We start from the raw sequence: 24,176 nt of genomic DNA, 5'->3' as shown, positions 1-24,176 counted from the left end.
GACGGCGGCGCCTCGCGGATTCCGTGGCCCCGAATGATAAAATCCGCGGATGAAAAAACTCGTCATCCTGATTTCCGGGCGGGGCAGCAACATGGAAGCGATCGTTCGAGCCTGCTCGAACGAAGCCTGGCCGGCGCAAGTCGCCGCCGTGATTGCCAACCGTCCTGACGCAGCGGGCCTTGCGTTCGCGGCGTCGCATGGCATTGCCACGTCCGTGGTCGACCACCGCCAGTTCCCCGATCGCGAGCGCTTCGACGCCGCGCTGGCGGAACTCATCGACAGTTTCTCGCCGGATCTGGTCATACTTGCCGGCTTCATGCGCGTGCTCACACCCGGTTTCGTCGACCATTACGCCGGGCGCATGCTGAACGTGCATCCGTCGCTGCTGCCGAGTTTTCCGGGGCTGAAAACGCATCAACAGGCGCTCGACGCGGGCGTGCGGCTGCACGGCGCGTCGGTGCATTTCGTCACGTCGCAGCTGGATCACGGGCCGATCGTCGCGCAGGCGGCGGTTCCGGTGCAGGCCGGCGACACGCCCGCCATGCTCGCCGAACGCGTGCTGGCAACCGAACACATTATTTATCCACGCGCGGTGCGCTGGTTCGTCGAAGGGCGTCTTGCCCTCGACGGCTTGCGTGTCACGCTTACGCCGCCGGAGCCGCAATGGCTCTTTGCCGGTCACACCGCCGGAGAGGGCGCATGAGATTGCATGGTTTTTTGATCGGACAAACTGAGACTTTGCTGGCCGAAGTCCTAAAACTAAATGGCCCGGCTGACGCCACCACCAGCCGCTTTTTCCGCGCTCATCCGAAGCTCGGACACGGCGAGCGCGGCGTGATCGCCGAGGCGGTGTTCGCGGTGCTGCGCCGGCGCATGGAATTCGCTCATCTGGCCGAGAGCGGCGCGGGCAGTCCGGCGCGCCGCATGGCCTTGCTGGGACTCATGCAGACGGCGGGCCGCACGGCGCTCAAGCCGTTCGTGTCCGATGCCGAGTCCAAATGGCTCGAACACGTCGCGATGATCGACCCGGAGAGCCTGCCGCTGCGGATTCGCCTGAATCTGCCCGACTGGATCTATCAGGCGCTGTCGAAGCGCTTCGAGGCCGCGGAACTGGCGCAGCTGGCCGCCGCGCTGAACTACCCGGCGCCGCTGGACCTGCGCGCAAACCCGATCAAGGCGAGCCGCGACGACGTGCTGAACGCGCTCTCGAAAGCCGGTATCGAGGGCGGCGCCACGCCGTTCGCGCCGTTCGGCGTGCGGGTGGTCGGCAAGCCGCCGCTCACCAAGCTGGACGCGTTTCAACACGGCTGGGTCGAAGTGCAGGACGAAGGCAGCCAGTTGCTCTGCTCGCTGGTCGCGCCCAAACGCGGTGAAATGATCGTCGACTTCTGCGCGGGCGCGGGCGGCAAGACGCTGGCGCTCGGCGCGGCGATGCGCTCCACCGGGCGCCTTTATGCGTTCGACATTTCGGAGCGGCGGCTTGCCAAGCTCAAGCCGCGCCTCGCGCGCAGCGGCTTGTCGAACGTGAATCCGGTGTTGATCGACAGCGAGCACGACGCCAAGATCAAGCGTCTTGCCGGCAAGATCGACCGTGTGCTGGTCGACGCGCCGTGCAGCGGCCTGGGCACGCTGCGCCGCAATCCGGATCTGAAGTGGCGCCAGTCGCCGGAGTCGGTCGCGGAACTCGCGCCGAAGCAGGCGTCGATTCTGGCGAGCGCGGCGCGTCTGGTGAAGAAGGGCGGCCGGCTCGTCTACGCGACCTGCTCGATCCTCGAAGCCGAAAACGAAGCGGTCGTGCAGCAATTCCTCGCCGATCACCCCGATTTCGCGCTCGTGCCCGCGCGTGACGTGCTGGCCGAGCAGCGCATCGACATGGAAATGGGCGATTACCTGTCGCTGTGGCCGCACCGCCACGCAACCGACGGCTTCTTCGCCGCCGTGCTCGAACGCCAGAGCTAAGCGGAAGGCGCTTTATGCCGGCGCGCACGGGTTCGTCTCCTGAATCCGGCGCGCCGGCGAATTCGTAAACATCATGCAAAACCGCATTTTTTCTCATATGTTCGGCGACCTCGCGCGCGATTTCGGCGAGCCGGTGATGCTGTGGCAAATCGGCGTGCTGCTGGCGACGCTCGCCGTGGCGTGGCTGCTCGCGCGTCTGTTGCGCAGGACGCTCGATCTGCGTCGGCAAACGCGCTACCAGACGCTGCGCTTCGGCGCGGAAAGCCTGAATCGCGCGTTTTTTCCGCTGACCGGCGCGGCGCTCGTGTGGCTCGCGCGGGCGATCACCGCCCAGTTCATGCATACGTCGCTGCTGGATCTGGCTTTGGTGCCGCTTTTCGGCATCGGCTTTATCTACATCGTGTTTTTCTTCGCGCGGCGGGTCTTTAGCCACGACGGCGAAACGCATGCGTGGCTCTTTCTGGTCGAAAAGATCGTCTCGCTGGTCGTCTGGATCGCGATGGCGCTCACCGTGATGGGCATTCAGGACGACGTGATCGCGTGGATGGCCAGCGTGAAGTTTCGCGTCGCCAACGCGCACCTGACGCTGCTTTCGCTCACCACGGGCCTGCTGTGGGTGTGCGTGACGATGATCGTCGCGATGTGGCTCGGCGCCGCGTTCGAAGACCGCCTGATGCGCGCGAAGACGCTCGACGCCAATTTGAAGGTGGTGGTGGCGCGGGTCGGCCGCGCGGCGTTCGTGCTGGCGGCAGTGCTGATCAGCCTGTCGCTGGTCGGCATCGACATCACGGTGCTGGGCGTGTTCGGCGGCGCGCTCGGCGTCGGCTTGGGGTTCGGGCTGCAGAAGATCGCCAGCAACTATGTGTCGGGCTTCATCATTCTGATCGACCGGTCGCTGCGGATCGGCGACACGATCAACGTGACCGGCCTGCAAGGCATGGTCACGCAGATCCGCACGCGTTACACGGTGGTGCGCGGACTGGACGGCATCGAAACGCTGATTCCAAACGAGAAGCTCATTACAGACGTGGTGCAGAACCAGTCGTCCTATCTGACGCGCGGGTATGCGAAAGCCGCCGTGCAGGTCGCTTACACATCTGACGTCGAGCACGCCATGACGCTGCTGGCCCAAGCCGCGGAAGGCGTTGCACGAGTGCTGCAGGAGCCGGCGCCCACGCCTTATCTGGCAGGCTTCGGTGCAGACGGCATCAATCTCGAACTGGGTTTCTGGATAGAGGACGCAGCAACCGGTACGTCCGCCGTGCGCTCGGCCGTCAACCGGAACATCTGGCGGCTCTTTTCGGAACACGGCATCTCGATCCCTTATGCGCAACGCGAAGTGCGGATTGTCGGCAACGTCGGCGACACGTTGTCGCGACCGGTAACAATAACCGCTCCTGCTGCCAACCAGGCCGACAAGGCCGGTTGAACGGGGATTTGCGCGCGCTAACCTGTCTTGAAGAACACGGCGGCGCGCCACGACCCGTTGATGCGGCGCAAAAAATCCCTATTTGTTACAAACACTTGGAACGCTTCCAGTAGAATGTCGTCCAATCCCGCTGTATGCTTTCACTTTCTTGACACGCGTAATTTTGCGTGTGCCTCGTGTCTCTCGTTCCACAGGTAAATTGCCTTGTTGAATTCCTTGCTTGATTTCCTTGCCCACGGTCTGCTGCGCTTTTCCTGGTGGCAACTCGTGGTGTACACACTCGTCGTGACGCATATCACGATCATTGGCGTGACGGTCTATTTGCATCGCTGCCAGGCGCACCGCGCGCTGGAGTTGCATCCGGTCGTCAGTCATTTTTTCCGTTTCTGGCTGTGGATGACCACGGGCATGCTGACCGGCCAGTGGGCCGCGATTCACCGTAAGCACCACGCCAAGTGCGAGACCGAAGAAGATCCGCACAGCCCGCAAACGCGCGGCATCTGGAAGGTGCTGCTCGAAGGCGCGGAGTTGTACCGCACTGAAGCGAAGAACGAAGAAACGATGCGCAAGTTCAGTCACGGCACGCCGAACGACTGGATGGAGCGCAACGTGTACACGAAGTACCCGATTCTCGGCGTGAGCCTGATGATGGTGCTGAACGTCGGACTGTTCGGCGTTGTCGGGCTGACGATCTGGGCCGTGCAGATGGTGTGGATTCCGTTCTGGGCAGCTGGCGTGGTCAACGGTCTCGCGCACTTCTGGGGCTACCGCAATTTCAACTCCTCGGATGCCAGCACCAACATCTTTCCGTGGGGCATCATCATCGGCGGTGAGGAACTGCATAACAATCACCATACGTATGCGACCTCGGCCAAGCTCTCGAACAAGTGGTACGAGTTCGATATCGGCTGGATGTACATCCGCATCATGTCGGCGTTTCGCCTCGCTAAGGTGAAGAAGATCGCGCCTACGCCGCGTCTGACCACCGGCAAAATGGTGCTCGACCAGGATACCCTGCAAGCCGTGCTGGCAAATCGCTATGAAGTGATGGCGCGTTACGGCAAGGCGCTCAAGCGTGCTTATCGTCAGGAACTGGCGCATCTGAAGGAAGTGGGTGCGCGTGAGAAATACCAGTTGATGCGCGGTGCGCGTAGCTGGTTCCACAAGGAAGAAGCCGGTCTAGACGAACCGCAGAAGCGTCAGTTGCCGCAAATCTTCGCGAGTAGCCAGAAGCTCAAGACGTACATCGACATGCGCAACGAACTTGCGGCAATGTGGGAGCGCTCGAATGCGTCGCGCGACCAATTGCTGGTGCAGTTGCAAGACTGGTGTCATCGCGCTGAACAAAGCGGCATTAAAGCGCTGCAAGAATTCGCCATGCGTCTGCGTCGCTATGCTTGATCCCGAAATCCATTAAAATTTCGTTACGTCACAAAACCCCGCGTTGGCGGGGTTTTGCTTTTTGGGCTGCGGAAACCGCAACGACGTACGATTGACAGTCCGCAGCGGCAGAGCGAGGGCAGAGGAGATCATGGATCAGCAGGCGATCAGGACCGTCGAATACGACCGGCCACAGGCGCAGGGCACCACCTGCGGAATCGGGCAGGCGTGGGCGAAGGTGCCCGACATGCCGTCGGCGGAACAGAAGGTGGCGTTGAAGGCGCGCATTCGCGCATTGCTCGAGCGCGAGAAAGCCGTGCTCGTCGCCCATTACTACGTTGACGCGGAACTGCAGGAACTTGCCGACGAAACCGGCGGCTGCGTGGCCGATTCGCTCGAAATGGCGCGCTTCGGCCGTGATCACGAGGCACAAACGCTGGTGGTCGCCGGCGTGCGCTTCATGGGCGAGACCGCCAAAATCCTCAGCCCGGACAAGCGCATTCTGATGCCGGATCTCGACGCGACGTGTTCGCTCGATCTCGGTTGTCCGGTGGATGAATTCTCAGCGTTCTGCGACGCGCACCCGGATCGCACGGTGGTCGTGTATGCGAACACAAGCGCGGCGGTCAAGGCGCGCGCGGACTGGATGGTGACGTCGTCGATCGGATTGGAGATCGTCGCCGATCTGCATGCGCGTGGCGAGAAGATCATTTGGGCGCCGGATCGGCACCTCGGCAGCTATATCCAGAACAAGACCGGTGCCGACATGCTGTTGTGGCAGGGCTCCTGTCTCGTGCACGATGAATTCAAGGGCATCGAACTAGATCTGCTGCGCGCTGAATATCCGGGCGCGAAAGTGCTGGTGCATCCGGAGTCGCCGGCTAATGTAGTCGCGCAAGCGGACGTGGTCGGTTCGACCACGCAACTGATCGACGCCGCTCAAAAGCTCGACGCGACGCATTTCATCGTGGCAACCGATCTCGGCATTCTGCACAAGATGCAGCTCGCCGCGCCGGGCAAGGTCTTGATTGCCGCGCCGACGGCGGGCAACAGCGCAACGTGCAAGAGTTGCGCGCATTGTCCCTGGATGGCCATGAACGGTCTCGCGAACCTGGCCGAGGTGCTCGAGCGCGGTCATAACGAAATTTTCGTCGACCGTGCAATTGGCGAGCGGGCGCGTCTGCCGATCGACCGAATGCTGGAGTTCGCGGCGCGTCACAAGAAACGCGTGCAGGCAAGCGGCGATCTCGCGCGGGACGCGCAACTTTATTCGAACGTGGGAGCAGCGTAATGGGGGCGATCGAGCGCAATCCGACCGATGCGGTGTCGCCGCTGTTCGCTGACATTCACGCCCAGTACGGCGCCGCGTTCGATGCTGCGTTGGCTCGCAATGTTGCCGATGCGTTGATCGAAGACGTTGGCGCCGGCGACCAGACCGGTCGCCTTGTTCCCGCAGACGAAGTGCGCGATGCGCGCATTATTGTGCGCGAGGATGCGGTGCTGTGCGGCGTGCCCTGGTTCAACGCGGTGATGCACGAGGTCGATCCACGGATCGAGGTGCGGTGGCGGTATCGCGAGGGCGATCGCATGATGTCGGACAGCACGGTTTGCGAACTGCGCGGTCCGGTGCGTGCATTGTTGACCGCTGAACGTAACGCGCTGAACTTCCTTCAACTGCTCTCAGGTGTGGCGAGCGTAACGCGCCGCTATGTGGACGCGATCGCGCATACGCGAACGCGCATTCTCGATACGCGCAAGACTTTGCCGGGCTTGCGGCTCGCGCAGAAATACGCCGTGCGCGTCGGCGGCGGCGCGAATCAACGGCTCGCGCTGTACGACGGCATTCTTATCAAGGAAAACCACATCGCCGCGGCGGGCGGTGTTGGCGCGGCGATGGACGCGGCGCTCGCTCTGAATGCGGGTGTGTCGATCCAGATAGAAGTCGAGACGATCGAGCAACTCGAAACCGCGCTGGCCCATCGTGCGCAATCCATTCTGCTGGACAATTTTTCGTTCGATGCGATGCGCGAAGCGGTCCGTATCACGGCGGGCAGAGCGGTGCTGGAAGTCTCGGGCGGCGTGAACTTCGAGACGGTGCGGACGATCGCCGAAACGGGCGTCGATCGTGTGTCGATCGGTGCGCTCACGAAAGACGTACGCGCAACGGATTACTCGATGCGGATCGTCTAACGCGCGTCGCCGAAAGCGACCGTATCCACCGCTAAAAGGCCATCGCCGGTTAAAACCAGCGGTGGCCTTTTCATTTCGGGCTCGATATCGATCACACGTTGCGGTTGCGCACGTGTTCCGGCGAGAGAACCGTCGGCAGCGCTTTCGGCAAGGTCGCGGGCCAATCACGGCTGAAGTGCAGGCCGCGGCTCTCGCGCCGCGAACGTGCGCCGTCGACGATCAGCGACGCCACGTCGACCAGATTGCGCAGTTCGAGCAGATCGCGGCTCACCTTGAAGTTCGCGTAGTACTCATGGATCTCGTCGCGCAGCAGCGCAAGCCGATGCCGGGCTCGCGCGAGCCGTTTGTCGGTACGCACGATGCCGACGTAATTCCACATCAGCCGGCGCAGTTCGTCCCAATTGTGCGCGACCACGACCTCCTCGTCCGGATCGGATACGCGGCTTTCGTCCCAGTCCGGCAGCGGCGCGTGGACGGCTGCACAGAAGCCTTCTTCCTCGATGGCCTGCGCGGCGGAGCGTCCGATCACGAGGCATTCGAGCAGCGAATTGCTGGCAAGCCGGTTTGCGCCGTGAAGGCCGGTGCACGAGGTTTCACCAACCGCGTAGAGGCCCGCCAGATCGGTGCGCCCCGCCAAATCGGTCACCACGCCGCCGCAGGTGTAGTGCGCGGCCGGCACGACGGGAATGGGCTCTTTGGTGATGTCGATGCCGAACTCCAGGCAGCGTGCAAGGATCGTTGGAAAATGTTCACGCAAGAATTCAGGCGGTTGATGGCTGATGTCGAGATACACGCAATCGATGCCGCGCTTCTTGATCTCGAAATCGATCGCGCGCGCGACGATGTCGCGCGGCGCGAGTTCGGCGCGTTCGTCGTGGTTCGGCATGAAGCGCGTGCCGTCCGGCAGCTTCAGGATGCCGCCTTCGCCGCGCACCGCCTCGGAGATCAGGAACGACTTCGCGTATGGATGGAAGAGGCAGGTGGGGTGGAACTGGATGAACTCCATGTTCGCCACGCGGCAGCCGGCTCGCCATGCCATCGCAATGCCGTCGCCGGTCGCCGTATCGGGGTTGGTCGTGTAAAGGTAGACCTTGCCGGCGCCGCCGGTGGCGAGCACCGTGTGCGGCGCTTCAATCGTGACGGTGCGGCCGCTCTGCAGATCGAGTGCGTACAAGCCGTGGCAACGGCGCCCCGGCAAGCCGAGCCGGTCCGACGTTATCAGGTCGATCGCGTAATGATCTTCGAGGAGCGTGATGTTCGGATGACGGCGCACACGCTCGCTGAGCGTGGCGACCACGGCGTGGCCGGTTGCGTCCGCGGCATGAATGATCCGGCGATGGCTATGGCCGCCCTCACGCGTCAGATGAAAGCCGAGTTCGGCGGCGTCGTCCTTGGTGAAGGGTACGCCTTGCCCGATCAGCCATTCGATCGCGGCACGCCCGTGCTCGACGATGAAGCGGGTGGCGGCTTCGTCGCACAGGCCGCCGCCGGCGATCAGCGTATCGCGCACGTGGTTTTCGATGCTGTCCGCCGAATCCAGAACCGCGGCAATGCCGCCTTGCGCCCAGTCACTTGCGCCCTCGGTCATCGATCGCTTGGCGACCACCGCAACCCGCCGGGTTTGAGCGAGATTGAGCGCGACGCTCAACCCGGCCAAACCGCTACCGACAATCGCCACATCGAATTCCATGCCCACATCTCCGTCTTTCGTTTTGCCGTGACGGCGCGCCATTTGCTCGCCGCTAAAACGAGAAAGGATACGCGCCGCGACGGACTAGGGAAAGCTGGCCGAACAGGATAGGACCGTCTTGAGAGATGAGAGGGCTCGATGAACGGGTAAGCACCGCGCAATGCGACGGCGTGCCAAAAACAAAAAAGCCCCGCACGAATGCGAGGCTTTTTGCATGTCTTTGTCTTCGTCAGGCAGGAACCAAGGCTTACTTGATCTTGGTTTCCTTGTAGTCAACGTGCTTACGGATGACCGGATCAAATTTCTTGATCAGCATCTTTTCCGGCATGTTGCGTTTGTTCTTCGTCGTCGTGTAGAAGTGACCCGTGCCTGCGGTCGATTCCAGCTTGATCTTGTCGCGTGCGCCTTTCGCCATGATTTACTCCTTAGGCTTCACCGCGTGCGCGCAGGTCTGCGAGCACAGCGTCGATACCGTTCTTGTCGATCAGGCGCAGGCCAGCGTTCGAAACGCGCAGACGCACCCAACGGTTTTCGCTTTCCACCCAAATGCGGCGGTTTTGCAGGTTCGGCAGGAACCGGCGCTTGGTTTTGTTATTCGCGTGGGAAACGTTGTTGCCGCTCATCGGCGCTTTCCCAGTTACTTGGCATACGCGTGCCATGAGAGCACTCCTAATACGCTAATTCTGAGTTCGAACGCCGTGAAAGTTTCCTGAAAAGAGCCGCGCTGAAGTTTATTGAAACCGCAGTCGCTTTTCCTTTCCGGAACGCCTTGGTGGCTTCGGAACAGGGGGTTGGAAATAGGCAAACCGGAATTCTAGCAGAAAAAAAGCCGCAAAATCAAACCTTATTTGGACTCCGCATACGGCGCAACGCCTTTCCGATCCGCGCTCAGGCCGTGTCACGGCCAGCCGGCGCGGGCGAACGAGTAGGTGCTGTCCGCGCCGATCACCAGATGATCGACCAGTTGCACGTCGATCAACGCAAGGGCGTCGCGTAGCGTGTGCGTCAGGCTGCAGTCGCTCGCGCTCGGCTGAACCGCGCCGGACGGGTGATTATGCGCGACGATCAGGCTGGCGGCATTCAGATTCAGCGCCCGTCGCACGATCTCGCGCGGATACACCGCCATGCGCGTAAGCGTGCCCTGCGCGCTTTCCTCGCAACGAATCAGCCGATGCCGGGCGTCGAGAAAGAGCGACACGAAAACTTCCTGCTGCCGACCGCCGATCAGCAGCCGCAGGTAGTTTTCCACGGCTTCGGGCGAGTTCATCAGCGAGCGCTTGCGCATTTTATCGACCAGCGAGCGCCGCGCCATTTCCATGATGGCGAGTAATTGCGCCTTTTTCGCAGGCCCGATGCCGCGCAGGCCGTCGAAGTCCGCATACGTCGCGTCGAGCATCGCACGCAGCGAGCCGAACCGGTCGAGCAAGGCACCCGCGACGCTGAATACGTCGTGGCCGGGCAAGCCGGCACCCAGCACCAGTACGATCATTTCCGTATCCGATAGCACGCCAGGCCCTTGCTCGATCAGCCGCTCGCGCGGCATGTCGTTCTTGTGCCATTTGCCTCGCAGGAGCGCCGGCGACGAGCGCGCGGCGGACTCCGGTGGACACACACGAGCGTCCGGCTCCGGCGAGGCCGATTCCAGCGTCGTTTTATCAATCGTGCAGGCGTGATCGGCCATATATATAGAGTCCTCCGGTTTCGGGTTCGGCGCGGCGGGCGACGCCGCGGGCACCTCGCGGTGCGCGCGACGGCCGCAAGCCGCTGCACGCTATGTGGCTTACAATAAGCGCTTTGCGCGCGGCACCCCGATGGTTTGCCACACGCGTCGCCTGCGCCCGCGGCGCACGCGTGCAGCGCGCTTCGACAGAGCGAGCATTGCATGAGCATCATCGACATTTCCGAAGTGAAGCCCGGTTCCCACGTGACGCTTCATTACCGGCTTTCCCTTGCCGATGGCGCCGAAGTCATCAACACGTTTACCGACAAACCCGCCACGCTTCTGCTCGGTGCGGGTCAATTGGCGCCGCCGCTGGAAGATATTCTGCTAGGTTTGAAGGTGGGCCACCATTCGACCTTTCAGCTAGCGCCAGGTCAGGCGTTCGGTCCCCGCAATCCCGAACTGATTCAGCGCGTCTCGCTGGCCACACTGCGCGAAAACAGCATGATCGGCGAGGATTTTTCGCCAGGCGACCTGGTCGAATTCAACGCGCCGGGCGGCGGCCGTTACGCCGGCGTCCTGAAGGAAGTCGGCGAAACGTCGGCCCTGTTCGATTTCAACCACCCGCTTGCCGGCCAGGCGGTGGCGTTTGAAGTGAAAATCATCGGGATTTTGTGAACATGAGCATCACGGATACGACTCTTGCCGAAACCGAGATCCTGCTGGCGCAGCCGCGCGGGTTCTGTGCCGGCGTCGATCGGGCGATCGAGATCGTGGAGCGGGCCATCAAGCTGCACGGCTCGCCGATCTATGTACGCCACGAAATCGTCCACAACGCCTACGTCGTCGAGGATCTGCGCAAGAAGGGCGCGATCTTCATCGAGCGGCTCGAAGAGGTGCCGGCCGGCAATACGGTCATTTTCAGCGCCCACGGCGTCTCCAAGGCCGTGCGTTCGGAAGCCGAGTCGCGCGGGCTGCGTGTCTACGACGCCACCTGTCCGCTCGTGACCAAGGTGCATATCGAGGTCGCGAAGATGCGCCAGGACGGCTTCGACATCGTCATGATCGGCCACAAGGGCCACCCCGAGGTGGAAGGCACGATGGGGCAGGCCGGCGAGGGCATGCATCTGGTCGAGGACATTGAAGACGTGCAGGCTTTGCAACTGGCCGATCCCGAGCGGATCGCGTTCGTCACGCAAACCACTTTGTCGGTCGACGACGCAGCGGAAATCATCGGCGCATTGAAGGCCAAATACCCGTCGATCCGCGAGCCCAAGAAGCAGGACATCTGCTACGCCACGCAAAACCGCCAGGACGCGGTGAAGTTCATGGCGCCGCAGTGCGACGTCGTCATCGTGGTCGGCAGCCCGAACAGTTCCAACTCCAACCGGCTGCGCGAACTTGCCGAAAAGCTCGGGGTGCCCGCCTACATGGTGGATTCGCCGGACCAGATCGACCCGGTCTGGGTTGAGGGCAAGCGCCGGATCGGCGTGACGGCCGGCGCATCGGCGCCGGAAGTATTGGCGCAGGCGGTGATCGCCCGCTTGCGCGAGCTCGGCGTGCGCAATGTGCGCGCGCTCGACGGTATCGAGGAAAACATCGCTTTTCCGCTGCCGCGCGGCTTGGGCTTGCCGGCCTAAGAGCAAATATCTCCTCACAAGAAGCGCGCCCAAGGGCGCGTTTTTTTTCGCCGTCCGGTTCGCGCTGCGCCCCAAAAGATAAAGTGCCGGATCGCGCCTTTCGCTCGTTTTTTGTGCGCTGGCGCGCAAATTTTTTTGAAATCCGACCCGAGTATTAGCGCGTTTCGCACGGTAGCGCCCCATTTAAATGACGTCGAAACCGCTGCGCCGATTTTTGGCGCACTAAAATAGTGCGTCACTCTGAATGGGCGCAAAAACGTAATACCTAATGCGAGCCACGGCGGAATCGGGCACTGAGCGAATCGGCCGCAACACTTGATGCCAGTGGGCGCGACGATGGTGCAACTGATGCACGAAAAACAGTCGCAACCCGGTTGCGCCCATTGACGGATTCCGCTCTCAAAATAAGGTTGCAATGCAGGAAAACCCTGCCGGTTCAACAATATTGCCCGTCGCAAAATTGGAGTTACAATGCGCGCGTTCTCAAGGCCTCCGGGTCCCGGACAATAGATTTTTGCAAGGCGCGGGAGACCTACTTAATGCGAGTCAAGTTTGCTTACGCCGTGTCCATCGCGGCCGCGGTTGCGATGTTGACCGCGTGCGGCAAGAAACAGGATGGCGAGGCGGGAGCGGGTGCATCGGCTGCGACGGCGGCAAGCGCACCGGTTAGTGAAGCGACGATCGTGAAGATCGGCCATGCGGCCCCATTGACGGGCGGCATCGCGCATCTTGGCAAGGACAATGAAAACGGCGCGCGCCTGGCGGTCGAGGAAATCAATACGCAGGGCTTGACGATCGACGGCCGCAAGATCCAGTTGCAGCTCGACGCGCAAGACGATGCCGCGGATCCGAAAACGGGCACGGCGGTCGCACAGAAGCTGGTCGACGATCACGTCGTGGCGGTGGTCGGGCATCTGAATTCGGGCGTGTCGATTCCGGCCTCGAAGATTTATAGCGATGCGAGCATCGTGCAGATCTCGCCGTCGTCGACGAATCCGGCGTACACGCAGCAGGGTTTCAAGACGGCCTACCGGGTCGTCGCCACCGACGCACAACAAGGGCCGGCGCTCGCCAATTACGCCACGAAGGCGTTGAGCGCCAAACGCATCGCCGTAGTGGACGATGCGACCGCCTACGGTAAGGGGCTCGCGGACGAATTCGCGAAGACCGTCGAGGCGAGCGGAGCAAAGATCGTCGCGCGCGAAGCGACGAACGACCGGGCCACGGATTTCCGGGCCATCCTCACAAAGATCAAAAGTGTTCATCCGGACGTCATCATGTTCGGCGGCATGGACGCGACGGGCGGGCCGTTTACGAAGCAGGCGGCGGCGCTCGGAATCAGGGCAAAAATCCTTGGCGGCGACGGCGTGTGTACCGACAAGGTGGGTGAGCTGGCGGGAACCGCCGTGCAAAACCTGGTCTGTTCGGAAGCGGGACTCGCGCTTTCGAAAATGGACAGGGGAGCGGACTTCGAAAAGAAGTACGTCGACCGCTTCCACACGCCGGTGCAGATTTACGCACCGTTCACGTACGACGCTGTGTACGTGATTGTCGATGCAATGAAGCGCGCTAATTCGATCGAGGCGCCCAAGGTGCTGGCTGCGATGCCGTCCACCGATTACACCGGGGTAATCGGCCACATCGCGTTCGACGACAAGGGTGATTTGAAAGAGGGCGCCATTACGCTTTACGACTTCAAGGACGGCAAGAAAGCGGTTCTCGACGTCGTGAAGATGTGATGACGGGACGTTCAGCCTGACGGCACCGAAACCACCCAACGGTGCCGTTTTTGCATCCGCTCAAGGCGAGCCCGCGACCGCATCCCGGTCGTCAAGGCTAACCGGCGGCGGATAACCCTTACCGGTCTTTTACATCAGTACCCGCAGTGCCGTTGAGATTCCGTAACGCATCACCGCCCACCGGCTGATGAAGAACGCGAATCCGGCCGCACGGGCTAAGGAGCATTAAATGGATATCTTCATCCAGCAGGTCCTCAACGGGCTGGTGCTTGGCAGCGTTTACGCCATCATCGCACTGGGCTATACGATGGTTTACGGCATTCTGGGCATCATCAACTTCGCTCACGGCGACGTGTTGATGGTGGGCGCAATGGTCGCGCTCTCCGCCATAGGCGTGCTGCAGAACCACTTCCCCGGCTTAGGCAACGTGCCGACGCTGTGCATCGCGCTGGCGATCGCCGCCGTGGTGTGCGCGGCGGTCGGCTACACGATCGAGCGCGTGGCTTACCGGCCGTTGCGCAAGGCGCCGCGTCTCGCCCCGCTGATCACCGCGATCGGCGTGTCGATCCTGCTGCAAACGCTCGCGATGATGATCTGGTCGCGCAACCCGCTGCCGTTCCCGCAACTGCTGCCCACCGATCCGATCAACGTGATCAAGGCCACCGAAACGACGCCCGGCGCCGTGATCTCGATGACCGAAATCGTGATCATCGTGGTGGCGTTCCTCGTGATGGGCGGCCTGCTGCTGCTGGTTCACAAGACCAGGCTCGGCCGCGCGATGCGCGCGATCGCCGAGAACCCCGGCGTCGCGAGCCTGATGGGCGTGAACCCGAACTTCGTGATTTCGGCGACCTTCATGATCGGCTCGGCGCTCGCCGCGCTCGCCGGCGTGATGATCGCGTCCGAATACGGCAACGCTCACTTCTACATGGGCTTCATCCCCGGCCTGAAGGCCTTTACCGCGGCGGTGCTGGGCGGCATCGGCAATCTCGGCGGCGCAATGGTCGGCGGCGTGATTCTCGGCCTGATCGAACAGTTGGGCGCCGGCTACATCGGCAACCTGACCGGTGGCGTGTTCGGCAGTAACTACCAGGACGTGTTCGCGTTCATCGTGCTGATCATCGTGCTGGTGTTCCGTCCGTCGGGCCTGCTCGGCGAACGTGTTGCGGATCGCGCTTGATCCCGGGCCATAAGGAGTAAACAGACATGACCTCAATTCAACCGATCGAGCCGTCCACGACGCTCATCCCTGAAAAGAACCTCACGAAGACGCTGGTCGTCGGCATCATCACCGCGATCTTCGTGATCGCCGCGCCGATGATCATCGGCGCCGCCGGCGGCAACTACTGGGTCCGCGTGCTCGACTTCGCGATGCTGTACGTGATGCTCGCGCTCGGTCTCAACGTGGTGGTCGGCTTCGCCGGCCTGCTGGATTTGGGCTACATCGCGTTCTACGCGATCGGCGCGTACACCGCGGCGCTGCTGAGCTCGCCGCACCTGGCCTCACAGTTCGAGTGGATCGCGCATCTGGCGCCGAACGGGCTGCATACGCCGATCTGGATCATCGTGCCGTGCGCGATGGCGCTCGCCGCGCTCTTCGGGGTTCTGCTCGGCGCGCCGACCTTGCGTCTGCGGGGCGACTACCTCGCGATCGTGACCCTCGGCTTCGGGGAAATCGTGCGGATCTTCATGAACAACCTCGACCGTCCGGTGAACATCACCAACGGACCGAAGGGCATCACGGGGATCGATCCGGTCAACGTCGGCGGCTTCAGCCTCGCCCAGACGCACACCTTCCTCGGGTTCTCGTTCCCGTCGGTGTACATGTACTACTACCTGTTCGTGATCTGCTCGCTGTTCGTGATCTGGACGTGCACGCGCTTGCAGCACTCGCGTATCGGCCGCGCGTGGGCCGCCATCCGCGAAGACGAAATCGCCGCGAAGGCGATGGGCATCAACACCCGTAACGTGAAGCTGCTGGCGTTCGCGATGGGTGCGTCGTTCGGCGGTCTGTCGGGCGCGATGTTCGGTTCGTTCCAGGGCTTCGTGTCGCCGGAATCGTTCACGTTCTGGGAATCGGTCGTGGTGCTCGCGTGCGTGGTGCTCGGCGGCATGGGCCACATTCCGGGCGTGATTCTCGGCGCGGTGCTGCTCGCCGTGTTCCCGGAATTCCTGCGCTCGACGATGGGTCCGCTGCAGAACATGATCTTCGGCCATGAAATCGTCGATACCGAAGTGATCCGTCAGTTGCTGTACGGCCTCGCGATGGTCGTGATCATGCTGTACCGCTCGGAAGGCCTGTGGCCGTCGCCGAAGCATGAGGACAAGATCGCGAAGATTGCGAAACGGGCCGGCAAGAAGCCGGTGCGCGCATAAACCGGCAGGGAGAAAACACATGAGCGACAACATTCGACTGTCGGTGAAGGGCGTCAACAAACGCTTCGGCGGCCTGCAGGCTCTGTCCGACGTCGGCCTCGAAATCAAGGCCGGCCAGATCTACGGTCTGATCGGCCCGAACGGCGCCGGCAAGACCACTTTCTTCAACGTGATCACGGGGCTGTACACGCCGGATTCGGGCGACTTCAAGCTCGACGGCGAGAACTACACGCCGACCGCCGTCTATCAGGTGGCGAAGGCCGGGATCGCGCGCACGTTCCAGAACATCCGTCTGTTCGGCGGCATGACCGCGCTGGAAAACGTGATGGTCGGACGCCACGTGCGCACGAAGCACGGCTTGGTGGGCGCGGTGTTCCAGACGCCGGCCGAGCGCCGCGAAGAGCGCGAGATCAAGGAGCGCGCGATCGAACTGCTGGAATACGTCGGCATCGCGCAGTACGCGGACTACACGTCGCGCAACCTGTCGTACGGCCACCAGCGCCGTTTGGAAATCGCGCGTGCACTGGCAACCGATCCGAAGCTGCTCGCGCTGGACGAACCGGCGGCGGGCATGAACGCAACGGAAAAGGTCGAGCTGACCAAGCTGCTCGACAAGATCCGCACGGACGGCAAGACGATCCTGCTGATCGAACACGACGTGAAACTCGTGATGGGTCTGTGCAACCAGATGACGGTGCTCGACTACGGCAAGGTGATTGCGCAAGGTCTGCCGCAAGACGTGCAGAAGGATCCGAAGGTGATCGAAGCTTATCTGGGTGCGGGAGTCCACTGATGTCCACAACGCAAGCAATGTTGAAAATCAAGGGCCTGCAGGTCAATTACGGCGGCATCCAGGCAGTCAAGGGCATCGACCTCGAAGTCGCGCAGGGCGAACTCGTCACGCTGATCGGCGCGAACGGCGCGGGCAAGACCACGACGATGAAGGCGATCACGGGTCTGAAGCCGTATTCGGCCGGCGACATCGAGTACATGGGCCAGTCGATCAAGGGCATCCCGGCGCACGAGCTGCTCAAGCGCGGCCTCGCGATGGTGCCGGAAGGCCGCGGCATCTTCGCGCGCATGTCGATCGTCGAGAACATGCAGATGGGTGCCTATCTGCGCAACGATACCGACGGCATCAAGGCGGACGTCGATCGCATGTTCGGCTTTTTCCCGCGCCTGAAGGAACGCGCGACGCAGTATGCGGGCACGCTCTCGGGCGGCGAACAGCAGATGCTGGCGATGGCGCGCGCGATCATCTCGAAGCCGAAGCTGCTGCTGCTCGACGAGCCGTCGATGGGTCTGTCGCCGATCATGGTCGAGAAGATCTTCGAGGTGGTGCGCGCTATTTCGGCTGAAGGCATGACCGTGCTGCTGGTCGAGCAGAATGCGCGTCTCGCGTTGCAGGCCGCGAACCGCGGCTATGTGATGGACTCGGGGCTCGTCACGATGTCCGGCGACGCGAAGCAGATGCTGGATGATCCGAAGGTGCGGGCGGCTTACCTGGGCGAATGAGTGGGTCATTGACCCGAGCCAGGTTTGCCATGCCGATGAAAAAGACCGCATGCGTGATAAACGCATGTGGTCTTTTTTTCATTCGGGCGGCGCGGCTTTACGCAGCCGGCGCGGCGTCCGCGAATTCGCCGAGACGCTTGCCGAGACTGATCACCGCGTCGGCGCGATAACCGAGCGCTTCGTAAAACGCGCGCACGTCCGCCTTCGCGGACAGGACTTGCAGGTTCAGCTTCGGGCAGCCACGTTCGGTCAATGCGGTTTCGACATGCGCGACCAGACGCGTGCCGATGCCATGACGACGCAGCGACGCATCCACCGCGAGCGAATATAGCCAGCCACGGTGTCCGTCATACCCACCCATCACCGTGCCGACGATTCGCTCGCCGAGCACCGCCACAAAGAACAGTTCCGGTTGCGTCGCCAGCTTGTTGGCGATCGACAGATGCGGGTTGCGCTGCGGCCGCGTCACGTCCCGATACTCGGGGAACGCTTCCTGCCATAGCGCGACCACGGCATCGGTGTCGCTCGCGTCGAAGCGGCGAATCGATAGCGCGGCGCTCGTCGTCATAGGCGTGTCCTGTCCGATTGATTACAGCGTGTCGAGGATCGAACGCAGCATCGCCATCATCTGGTCGATTTCCTCGTTCGTCACGTTCAGCGCCGGCATGAAGCGCAGCAGGTTCGGACGCGCCGCGTTCAGCAGCAAACCGTCGGGCTGCATGTCGCGCGCCTTCTCGACGATCTGGTTGCCGATGTCCTTGCCGAGCAGCAGCGCGCGCAGCAGACCCTCACCGCGTTCACCGATAAAGCCGCGTTCTTCCGACAACTCGAGCAGTTTCGTGCGCAGATAGTCGCCGCGCTCACGCACGCCTTCGAGGAAACCCGGCGCGGTCAGTTGCGAGATCACCGAATAGCCGACCGCGGTCATCAGCGGGTTGCCGTTGTAGGTGCCGCCCTGATCGCCGGCATCGAACACGGCGACGTCCGCTTTCGAGAGCAGCGCCGCGAGCGGCACGCCGCCGCCGATGCCCTTGCCGAGCGTCATGATGTCCGGCTCGATGCCCGACAGCTCATAGGCGAACAGCGTGCCGGCCCGGCCGCAACCGCTTTGCACTTCGTCGACGATCAAGAGGATGTTGTGTTGCTTCGTCAGCGCACGCAGTTGCTGCATGAATTCGCGCGTGGCGGGAATCACGCCGCCTTCGCCCTGGATCGGCTCGAGCATCACGGCGACCGTTTTCGCGTTGATGAGTTTTTCCACCGATGCGATGTCGTTCAGATCCGCCTTCGGAAAGCCGGGCACTTGCGGTGCGTAGATCGTGTCCCAGCCCGGCTTGCCGCTCGCGGACATGGTGGCCAGCGTGCGGCCGTGGAAGCTGTGATCGAACGTGATGATCTCGAACGCGCCGTCCTTGTATTTCCTGCCCCACTTGCGCGCGAGTTTGATCGCGCCTTCGTTGGCTTCGGCGCCGCTGTTCGCAAAGAACACCTTGTCGAAGCAGCTGTGCTGCGTGAGCAGAGCGGCGAGCTTTGCCATCGGCTCGTTGTAGAACGCCGGCGAAGGATTGATCAGCAGTTGCGCCTGCTTGTTGAGTGCTTCGATCATGCCTTCATTGCAGTGGCCGAGACTGTTGACCGCCCAGCCCTGGATGAAGTCCAGATATCGCTTGCCGTCGTTGTCGTAGAGCCATGAGCCCTTGCCGTGCGTGAAAACGATTTCGGGCCGGTTCGTGATGTACATCAGCGACTCGATCGGGTACTCAGTGAAGTTCATGACGGCAGGCTCCAGACAGCAGGGTGAAAAGTGAATGAAGGGTGGCCCGGTAGGGAAGAAGGCCAGGAAAAACAAAAAAGCCACGGCATGCCGTGGCTTTCATGATTCGAACAGCTTGCGCCGTTGTGCGGCGCGAATCCGTGGCGAAGCCGGCGGCGTCCCTAAGGGAGCGGCGAGCGGCGACGTCGAAGTTCGGATTGGATGCGGTTCATGCGCGAAAGAATACGACAAGGAAAGCGCTGGTGTAAACCGTGAATTTGCGTTGTGCCGATATTTTTGTGGGCAGCGCGAGTTCAGATCGCAGACCGATTATGAGACGTATGGCTGACTAAAATGTGACGCGGATCATTTCTGCGCGGGCGGTGCCGGAATCGGTGGCGCATGAAAACAACCGCTGGAAATGCAAACGGGCGCTCGAGTGAGCGCCCGTTTTGAATGAGGAAGCCGGGGGTCCGCCCATCCGAGGATAGCTGCCGACGCTGATCCCGACTTATCGCCGACGATTCTAAAAGCCCAGGAGCCAAACGTCAATGGAACATCTGACTGACGAAGACATTGCGGCAGTCGCCGCGCTGCTTTCGGGCGAACGCCTTAACACCTTTCAGTCGCTGGCGGGCACCACGCGCGCGGCGGTCGCGCTTCATCAGCAGATGCTGCAAGTGGCGGGCGCGCTGATGAGCGTAACCGCGGTGGTCGAAATCGCACTGCGCAACGCAGCCTGCGACAGGCTGACCGAACATTTCGGCGTTGGCGGCTGGTTGCGTCGCCCACCGGGGCCTTTTACATGGAAGGACGAGGAGCGCGCCAAGATCGAAGCGGCGGTGCGCGGTGCCCAGCGTGCCGCCTACGCCAAACTTAAGCCCACTGAGAAACACGCATTGGACGAGGCAGCATTTCGCCGCGGCGTGCCGGCCGCGCTGCGCCATGAGTTTCGGCTCGATGCACGGCAAAGAGCAATCTCTGTTCGGAGCGGGCAAGTCATCACTCAGCTCACGATGTACTTCTGGAAGCGGCTCTTTTCCAGCGATTATGAACAGACACTATGGAAGTCGGCGCTCAAGCGCATTTTCCCCAACAAGCGGATAAACCGGTCGGCGGTGGCCATCCGGTTGGAACGCATTTATCAGACGCGTAATCGTGTCGCGCATCACGAACCCGTGTGGGGTGAGATGCTGTTCGACACGCTGGCGGCAGTCGACTTTGTCGCATCCAATCTCGGTGTAGCCGGAACAGACGGCCATACGCCCTTGCGCAAATTGCTTTTGCCCGAGCATGCGGCGCTTGAAAATCAGGCGCGCGCACTGCAGGTCAAAATCGACGCGTTTATCGGCATCCGCCATCCATGCGCCAAGCGCGGCCGCGTGCACAGCCGCGCTTGCCGAACTCAGCTCCGCGAGCATCGACGCGTGTACGCTGACGCTGCGTTACCGCTCAAACCGGATTCGCCAGATCCGCCGCGCTAGTAAACGAATCCGCATAAAACTCGTCTTCCGGCAGCCGATGATGCTGCGTGAAATCGCGCTGCGCCGACTCCACCATCACCGGCGCGCCGCATGCATACACCTGGTAAGCCGACAGATCAGGCAGATCCTCGACCACCGCGCGATGCACGAAGCCGACGCGGCCCGTCCACGCATCGCTCGCGTCCGGCTCCGAGAGCACCGGCACGAACTTGAAGTTCGGAATCTCGCGAGCCCATTGCTCGGCCAGGTCGAGCAGATACAGATCCTTCTTGCGGCGCGCGCCCCAATACAAGGTCATCGGCCGGTCGAGGTTCTTGAACGCCGCGTGCTCGACGATCGCCTTCAGCGGCGCGAAGCCCGTGCCCGAGGCGAGCAGCACGATCGGCTTATCCGATTCCTCACGCAGGAAGAACGTGCCGAGCGGCGCTTCGAAGCGCAGAATGTCGCGCTCTTTCATCGCGTTGAATACGTGATCGGTGAAGGCGCCGCCAGGCATGTGACGAATATGCAATTCGATCGGGCCTTCGGTGTGCGGCGCGCTCGCCATCGAATAACTGCGGCGCTTGCCGTCCTTCAGGATGAATTCGAGGTACTGGCCGGCGAGATATTGCAGACGTTCGTTGGCGGGCAGTTGCAGCTTCAGCACGACCACGTCGTCGGCTTTCCGTTCGATCGCGTTCACGCGGCAGGGCAGCTTCTTGACCTGCACGTCGCCGACACCGGCCACTTCGCGGATGTCCACTTCGAGATCGGAGCAGGCCGTGGCGCAGCAGAACAGCGCCATGCCGCGCGTTTTCTCGTCGTTCGACAAAGCCGATGACGAATGCGAGCGCTGTTCGATCTCACCGCTCACCACGGTGCCCTTGCACGAACCGCAGGCGCCGTTCTTGCAACCGTAGGGCAGGCCGATGCCCTGGCGCAAGGCGGCGGTGAGCACCGGTTCATCCTGTTCTACCTGAAACTGCCGGCCGCTTTGCCGGAGCGTGACGTTAAATGCCATAGAGTGTTCGAAATCGAAAAGTCGGTAATCGTTATCGGACCCGCGCGATGGGACCGGCGTCATGGAACGCGCGGTCTCAACTGCGCGATACCTGCCGCGCTTGACGGCTACAATGCCTGCACCATGAAAGCGACACGAAATTTACGCCGGCCGCGCGTGTTAATCGTAGGTTGCGGCGACGTCGGCATGCGCTGCGTGCCCTTGCTGCGACCGCGCGCGAATATCTTCGCGCTGACCAGCCACGCCGAGCGCAGCGCCGAATTGCGCGCTGCGGGCGTCACACCGCTGGTCGGCGACCTCGATGAGCGCCGCAGTCTGAAACGGCTCGCCGGTCTCGCGCCGACGGTGCTGCACCTCGCGCCACCGCAAAAAACCGGCGACGACGATCGCCGGACTCGCGCCTTGCTCGCCACGCTGGGCACTCGCCGCGATCGCGCGCTGCGCGCAGCACGCGGCGCGGTGGCGCCGGTAGGGCGGCTGCGCCGCGGGTTGCGCAACCTGAGCGCTGCCTCGTGGCCTGAATCTGAAGCAGCCAATATTGTACCCGACGGGGTGCGCCGGACCGCCGGCTCACGCGCGCCGATACGGCTCGTCTACGCAAGCACGACGGGCGTCTACGGCGACTGCGGCGGCGCGTGGATCGACGAAACGCGCAACACGCAACCGGCCAACGCTCGCGCGAAACGCCGCGTGTCGGCCGAGCGGCAATTGCGGCGCGCGACGGCGCGCGGCACGCTCGCCGCCAGCATCGCGCGCATTCCTGGCATCTATGCGCGCAATCGTCTGCCGTTGGCGCGCCTCGAAAAGCGCACGCCCGCCTTGATCGATGCCGACGACGTCTACACCAACCATATCCACGCCGACGATCTCGCCGCGATCCTCGTGCGTCTCGCGACGCACGGCCGGCCGGCGCGCGCGATCCACGCGTCCGACGACACGTCGCTGAAGATGGGGGAGTATTTCGACCGGGTTGCCGACGCGTTCGGCTTGCCGCGCGCGCCTCGCATCACGCGCGCGCAAGCGGAACAGGAGATCGAGCCGACCCTGCTGTCTTTCATGCGTGAATCGAGGCGGCTCGTGAACCGGCGCCTCAAGGAAGAATTGCGCGTGCGCTTGCGTTATCCGAGCGTCGAAGATTTCTTGCGTGGGAGCGCAACGCGCGCGCCATGAACATGTGGCCGCGTGAGGGTTAGTCGACCCACGGTCGACGAACCACGGTGCCGGACATCCTCGGCCACTCACACCACATCACGCCGGCCGAACGAGCCGGCGCCGAGCGGCGTCAATGCATCAGGTCAACGCCGGCAACGCTTCCAGCAGCAGGAAGCACAGCATCGCGCCGATCAACGCCCCGATCAGATTGGGTTGGTATTTGTGCCGCCGCCGCATCACGATCAGCAGTCCGCCGATCACCACCAGCCCGAGGCCGGCGAAAGCAACCATCATGTACCAGATCCCGCTTGTGTCGTGGACGACCATGGCACCCTCCTTGAACTTTTTTAGTCCTTGTTTAATCGAGTATAGAGGGCGCTGAAAGGAAGGGCATGCTGCGACGCAGCGCATCGATGCGCGTCCCGCAGCCTATGTGCGCGATCGCGCCCATGTTTTTCGTGCTGCATCAATGCGTTAAAGGGGACGCTACCGGTTTACCCGCTTCGTAAAGATCCGAGGTCGGTTTCGTCGAGCCATTGCCATGCGCCGGGTGCCAGCGCGGCGGGCAAGGCGAGCCCGCCGATCCGCTCGCGATGCAGCGCCTCGCAACGATTGCCGGCTGCCGCGATCATCCGCTTGACCTGGTGGTATTTGCCTTCCATCACGGTGAGCGCCAACTGACGGTCGCCGCGCGCCTCCGCTTCGACGGCGGCGATCGGCTTGGGCTCGCCGTGCAGCAACACGCCGTCGCGCAGCGCGGCCAATTGCGCGTCGTCGACCGGATGACGCGTGGTCGCGACATACACCTTGCGCACCTTGCGTTTCGGCGACGTGAACAGATGGACGAACTTGCCGTCGTCGGAGAGCAGCAAGAGGCCGGTCGTGTCCTGATCGAGGCGGCCCACGCACTGCACGCCGCGCTCGGCGAATTGCGGCGGCAACAGGCTGAACACGCTCAGATGATGCTGCGGCTCGCGCGAGCATTCATAGCCGGCGGGCTTGTTCAGAAGCAGATAGGCGCGCTCGCGATACGGCCAGGCAACGCCGTCCACGCTGAAGCTGAACGCGCTGTCGTCGATTGGAAAATCGGCGTCGGCATCGGTGCGGACCGTGCCGCCGACGCTCACGCGGCCGTCGGCGATCAGCGCGCGGCATTGGCGGCGCGAGCCGAAACCTTGAGTGAAGAGGATGCTTTCGAGATTCATGGCG

General features: G+C 62.5%; 24 protein-coding genes. 15 read left to right on the top strand and 9 right to left on the bottom strand.

The annotated features are described in order from the left end of the window. Positions 1-49: 49 nt before the first annotated feature. The 6 genes from purN to nadC all read left to right on the top strand — a co-directional run bounded on the left by purN (position 50) and on the right by nadC (position 6,958). Positions 50-703: a phosphoribosylglycinamide formyltransferase gene (gene purN / locus CUJ90_RS14380; protein ID WP_114163098.1), complete on the top strand. Its 654-nt coding sequence runs from the start codon at positions 50-52 to the stop codon at positions 701-703. Next, a complete protein-coding gene (locus tag CUJ90_RS14375) occupies positions 700-1,959 on the top strand; it encodes an RsmB/NOP family class I SAM-dependent RNA methyltransferase (RefSeq protein WP_073427034.1) in 1,260 nt (419 codons plus the stop codon). Before purN ends, CUJ90_RS14375 begins: the two co-directional genes overlap by 4 nt. Positions 1,960-2,032: 73 nt before the next feature. After that, positions 2,033-3,388 carry a mechanosensitive ion channel family protein gene (locus CUJ90_RS14370; RefSeq protein ID WP_114163097.1) on the top strand — a complete coding sequence of 452 codons (1,356 nt, stop codon included), beginning with the start codon at positions 2,033-2,035 and terminating at the stop codon, positions 3,386-3,388. 204 nt (positions 3,389-3,592) lie between these two features. Beyond that, complete coding sequence (locus CUJ90_RS14365) at positions 3,593-4,789, top strand: DesA family fatty acid desaturase (protein ID WP_073427035.1); 1,197 nt, start codon at positions 3,593-3,595, stop codon at positions 4,787-4,789. Between the two features lie 130 nt (positions 4,790-4,919). Continuing rightward, positions 4,920-6,059 (top strand): quinolinate synthase NadA, encoded by a 1,140-nt coding sequence (gene nadA / locus CUJ90_RS14360; protein ID WP_114163096.1) that lies wholly within the window; start codon positions 4,920-4,922, stop codon positions 6,057-6,059. Continuing rightward, the gene (gene nadC / locus CUJ90_RS14355) at positions 6,059-6,958 is read left to right on the top strand and encodes a carboxylating nicotinate-nucleotide diphosphorylase (RefSeq protein ID WP_114163095.1); all 900 of its coding nucleotides are present in this window, start codon (positions 6,059-6,061) and stop codon (positions 6,956-6,958) included. The genes nadA and nadC overlap by 1 nt, the downstream gene beginning before the upstream one ends. Positions 6,959-7,049: 91 nt before the next feature. Here the strand turns inward: nadC and nadB are convergent, their stop codons facing one another. The 4 genes from nadB to radC form a co-directional block, all read right to left on the bottom strand. After that, positions 7,050-8,648, bottom strand: a complete 1,599-nt coding sequence (nadB, locus tag CUJ90_RS14350) for an L-aspartate oxidase (RefSeq protein WP_073427038.1) — start codon at positions 8,646-8,648, stop codon at positions 7,050-7,052. 247 nt (positions 8,649-8,895) lie between these two features. Then, on the bottom strand, positions 8,896-9,063 hold the full coding sequence (gene rpmG, locus CUJ90_RS14345) for a 50S ribosomal protein L33 (protein WP_008919555.1): 168 nt from the start codon (positions 9,061-9,063) through the stop codon (positions 8,896-8,898). 10 nt (positions 9,064-9,073) lie between these two features. Continuing rightward, the gene (gene rpmB / locus CUJ90_RS14340) at positions 9,074-9,307 is read right to left on the bottom strand and encodes a 50S ribosomal protein L28 (RefSeq protein WP_007180631.1); all 234 of its coding nucleotides are present in this window, start codon (positions 9,305-9,307) and stop codon (positions 9,074-9,076) included. A gap of 239 nt (positions 9,308-9,546) precedes the next feature. Beyond that, the gene (gene radC / locus CUJ90_RS14335) at positions 9,547-10,329 is read right to left on the bottom strand and encodes a RadC family protein (RefSeq protein ID WP_114163094.1); all 783 of its coding nucleotides are present in this window, start codon (positions 10,327-10,329) and stop codon (positions 9,547-9,549) included. Positions 10,330-10,530: 201 nt separating this feature from the next. On the opposite strand from radC, the gene CUJ90_RS14330 reads away from it, so the two are divergent. The 7 genes from CUJ90_RS14330 to CUJ90_RS14300 all read left to right on the top strand — a co-directional run bounded on the left by CUJ90_RS14330 (position 10,531) and on the right by CUJ90_RS14300 (position 17,578). Continuing rightward, the gene (locus CUJ90_RS14330; protein WP_114163093.1) at positions 10,531-10,986 is read left to right on the top strand and encodes an FKBP-type peptidyl-prolyl cis-trans isomerase; all 456 of its coding nucleotides are present in this window, start codon (positions 10,531-10,533) and stop codon (positions 10,984-10,986) included. A gap of 2 nt (positions 10,987-10,988) precedes the next feature. Then, positions 10,989-11,948, top strand: a complete 960-nt coding sequence (ispH, locus tag CUJ90_RS14325; protein WP_073427041.1) for a 4-hydroxy-3-methylbut-2-enyl diphosphate reductase — start codon at positions 10,989-10,991, stop codon at positions 11,946-11,948. 539 nt (positions 11,949-12,487) lie between these two features. Beyond that, on the top strand, positions 12,488-13,687 hold the full coding sequence (locus tag CUJ90_RS14320) for a branched-chain amino acid ABC transporter substrate-binding protein (protein WP_073427042.1): 1,200 nt from the start codon (positions 12,488-12,490) through the stop codon (positions 13,685-13,687). Between the two features lie 229 nt (positions 13,688-13,916). After that, entirely contained in the window at positions 13,917-14,867 is a 951-nt protein-coding gene (locus CUJ90_RS14315) for a branched-chain amino acid ABC transporter permease (RefSeq protein WP_073427043.1), read from the top strand. A gap of 26 nt (positions 14,868-14,893) precedes the next feature. Continuing rightward, a complete protein-coding gene (locus CUJ90_RS14310; protein ID WP_073427044.1) occupies positions 14,894-16,063 on the top strand; it encodes an ABC transporter permease subunit in 1,170 nt (389 codons plus the stop codon). A 19-nt stretch (positions 16,064-16,082) separates the two neighbouring features. After that, positions 16,083-16,856, top strand: coding sequence for an ABC transporter ATP-binding protein (locus tag CUJ90_RS14305; protein WP_073427045.1), 774 nt, complete (start codon positions 16,083-16,085; stop codon positions 16,854-16,856). Between the two features lie 17 nt (positions 16,857-16,873). Continuing rightward, positions 16,874-17,578: an ABC transporter ATP-binding protein gene (locus tag CUJ90_RS14300; protein ID WP_090518686.1), complete on the top strand. Its 705-nt coding sequence runs from the start codon at positions 16,874-16,876 to the stop codon at positions 17,576-17,578. Positions 17,579-17,675: 97 nt separating this feature from the next. Here the strand turns inward: CUJ90_RS14300 and CUJ90_RS14295 are convergent, their stop codons facing one another. Together CUJ90_RS14295 and CUJ90_RS14290 are read right to left on the bottom strand one after the other, a co-directional pair. Further along, complete coding sequence (locus tag CUJ90_RS14295; protein ID WP_114163092.1) at positions 17,676-18,146, bottom strand: GNAT family acetyltransferase; 471 nt, start codon at positions 18,144-18,146, stop codon at positions 17,676-17,678. 21 nt (positions 18,147-18,167) lie between these two features. Next, the gene (locus CUJ90_RS14290; RefSeq protein ID WP_073427048.1) at positions 18,168-19,352 is read right to left on the bottom strand and encodes an acetylornithine transaminase; all 1,185 of its coding nucleotides are present in this window, start codon (positions 19,350-19,352) and stop codon (positions 18,168-18,170) included. Between the two features lie 530 nt (positions 19,353-19,882). On the opposite strand from CUJ90_RS14290, the gene CUJ90_RS14285 reads away from it, so the two are divergent. Further along, entirely contained in the window at positions 19,883-20,815 is a 933-nt protein-coding gene (locus tag CUJ90_RS14285; protein WP_208645223.1) for a hypothetical protein, read from the top strand. On the opposite strand, the gene CUJ90_RS14280 is transcribed toward CUJ90_RS14285, so the two are convergent. Beyond that, the gene (locus CUJ90_RS14280; protein WP_114163091.1) at positions 20,784-21,815 is read right to left on the bottom strand and encodes a CDP-6-deoxy-delta-3,4-glucoseen reductase; all 1,032 of its coding nucleotides are present in this window, start codon (positions 21,813-21,815) and stop codon (positions 20,784-20,786) included. The genes CUJ90_RS14285 and CUJ90_RS14280 overlap by 32 nt on opposite strands. 123 nt (positions 21,816-21,938) lie before the next feature. On the opposite strand from CUJ90_RS14280, the gene CUJ90_RS14275 reads away from it, so the two are divergent. Continuing rightward, positions 21,939-22,985: an NAD-dependent epimerase/dehydratase family protein gene (locus CUJ90_RS14275; RefSeq protein WP_114163574.1), complete on the top strand. Its 1,047-nt coding sequence runs from the start codon at positions 21,939-21,941 to the stop codon at positions 22,983-22,985. Between the two features lie 120 nt (positions 22,986-23,105). Here CUJ90_RS14275 and CUJ90_RS14270 read toward each other — a convergent pair whose 3' ends face one another. After that, positions 23,106-23,294, bottom strand: a complete 189-nt coding sequence (locus tag CUJ90_RS14270; protein ID WP_073427051.1) for a hypothetical protein — start codon at positions 23,292-23,294, stop codon at positions 23,106-23,108. A 167-nt stretch (positions 23,295-23,461) separates the two neighbouring features. Then, positions 23,462-24,172, bottom strand: a complete 711-nt coding sequence (locus tag CUJ90_RS14265; RefSeq protein WP_114163090.1) for a pseudouridine synthase — start codon at positions 24,170-24,172, stop codon at positions 23,462-23,464. Positions 24,173-24,176 lie beyond the last annotated feature (4 nt).

It is taken from the genome of Paraburkholderia terricola (assembly GCF_003330825.1).
Classification (GTDB): Bacteria; Pseudomonadota; Gammaproteobacteria; order Burkholderiales; family Burkholderiaceae; genus Paraburkholderia; species Paraburkholderia terricola.
Note: the sequence above shows the minus strand (reverse complement) of the source record. Positions and strands in the feature narration are given on the sequence as shown.

Excerpts from the sequence above, each read along its gene's own strand:
- purN (WP_114163098.1), top strand. The coding sequence starts at position 50 with ATGAAAAAACTCGTCATCCTGATTTCCGGGCGGGGCAGCAACATGGAA.
- CUJ90_RS14375 (WP_073427034.1), top strand. The coding sequence starts at position 700 with ATGAGATTGCATGGTTTTTTGATCGGACAAACTGAGACTTTGCTGGCC.
- CUJ90_RS14370 (WP_114163097.1), top strand. The coding sequence starts at position 2,033 with ATGCAAAACCGCATTTTTTCTCATATGTTCGGCGACCTCGCGCGCGAT.
- nadA (WP_114163096.1), top strand. The coding sequence starts at position 4,920 with ATGGATCAGCAGGCGATCAGGACCGTCGAATACGACCGGCCACAGGCG.
- nadC (WP_114163095.1), top strand. The coding sequence starts at position 6,059 with ATGGGGGCGATCGAGCGCAATCCGACCGATGCGGTGTCGCCGCTGTTC.
- nadB (WP_073427038.1), bottom strand. The coding sequence starts at position 8,648 with ATGGAATTCGATGTGGCGATTGTCGGTAGCGGTTTGGCCGGGTTGAGC.
- rpmG (WP_008919555.1), bottom strand. The coding sequence starts at position 9,063 with ATGGCGAAAGGCGCACGCGACAAGATCAAGCTGGAATCGACCGCAGGC.
- rpmB (WP_007180631.1), bottom strand. The coding sequence starts at position 9,307 with ATGGCACGCGTATGCCAAGTAACTGGGAAAGCGCCGATGAGCGGCAAC.
- radC (WP_114163094.1), bottom strand. The coding sequence starts at position 10,329 with ATGGCCGATCACGCCTGCACGATTGATAAAACGACGCTGGAATCGGCC.
- CUJ90_RS14330 (WP_114163093.1), top strand. The coding sequence starts at position 10,531 with ATGAGCATCATCGACATTTCCGAAGTGAAGCCCGGTTCCCACGTGACG.
- ispH (WP_073427041.1), top strand. The coding sequence starts at position 10,989 with ATGAGCATCACGGATACGACTCTTGCCGAAACCGAGATCCTGCTGGCG.
- CUJ90_RS14320 (WP_073427042.1), top strand. The coding sequence starts at position 12,488 with ATGCGAGTCAAGTTTGCTTACGCCGTGTCCATCGCGGCCGCGGTTGCG.
- CUJ90_RS14315 (WP_073427043.1), top strand. The coding sequence starts at position 13,917 with ATGGATATCTTCATCCAGCAGGTCCTCAACGGGCTGGTGCTTGGCAGC.
- CUJ90_RS14310 (WP_073427044.1), top strand. The coding sequence starts at position 14,894 with ATGACCTCAATTCAACCGATCGAGCCGTCCACGACGCTCATCCCTGAA.
- CUJ90_RS14305 (WP_073427045.1), top strand. The coding sequence starts at position 16,083 with ATGAGCGACAACATTCGACTGTCGGTGAAGGGCGTCAACAAACGCTTC.
- CUJ90_RS14300 (WP_090518686.1), top strand. The coding sequence starts at position 16,874 with ATGTTGAAAATCAAGGGCCTGCAGGTCAATTACGGCGGCATCCAGGCA.
- CUJ90_RS14295 (WP_114163092.1), bottom strand. The coding sequence starts at position 18,146 with ATGACGACGAGCGCCGCGCTATCGATTCGCCGCTTCGACGCGAGCGAC.
- CUJ90_RS14290 (WP_073427048.1), bottom strand. The coding sequence starts at position 19,352 with ATGAACTTCACTGAGTACCCGATCGAGTCGCTGATGTACATCACGAAC.
- CUJ90_RS14285 (WP_208645223.1), top strand. The coding sequence starts at position 19,883 with ATGGAACATCTGACTGACGAAGACATTGCGGCAGTCGCCGCGCTGCTT.
- CUJ90_RS14280 (WP_114163091.1), bottom strand. The coding sequence starts at position 21,815 with ATGGCATTTAACGTCACGCTCCGGCAAAGCGGCCGGCAGTTTCAGGTA.
- CUJ90_RS14275 (WP_114163574.1), top strand. The coding sequence starts at position 21,939 with ATGAAAGCGACACGAAATTTACGCCGGCCGCGCGTGTTAATCGTAGGT.
- CUJ90_RS14270 (WP_073427051.1), bottom strand. The coding sequence starts at position 23,294 with ATGGTCGTCCACGACACAAGCGGGATCTGGTACATGATGGTTGCTTTC.
- CUJ90_RS14265 (WP_114163090.1), bottom strand. The coding sequence starts at position 24,172 with ATGAATCTCGAAAGCATCCTCTTCACTCAAGGTTTCGGCTCGCGCCGC.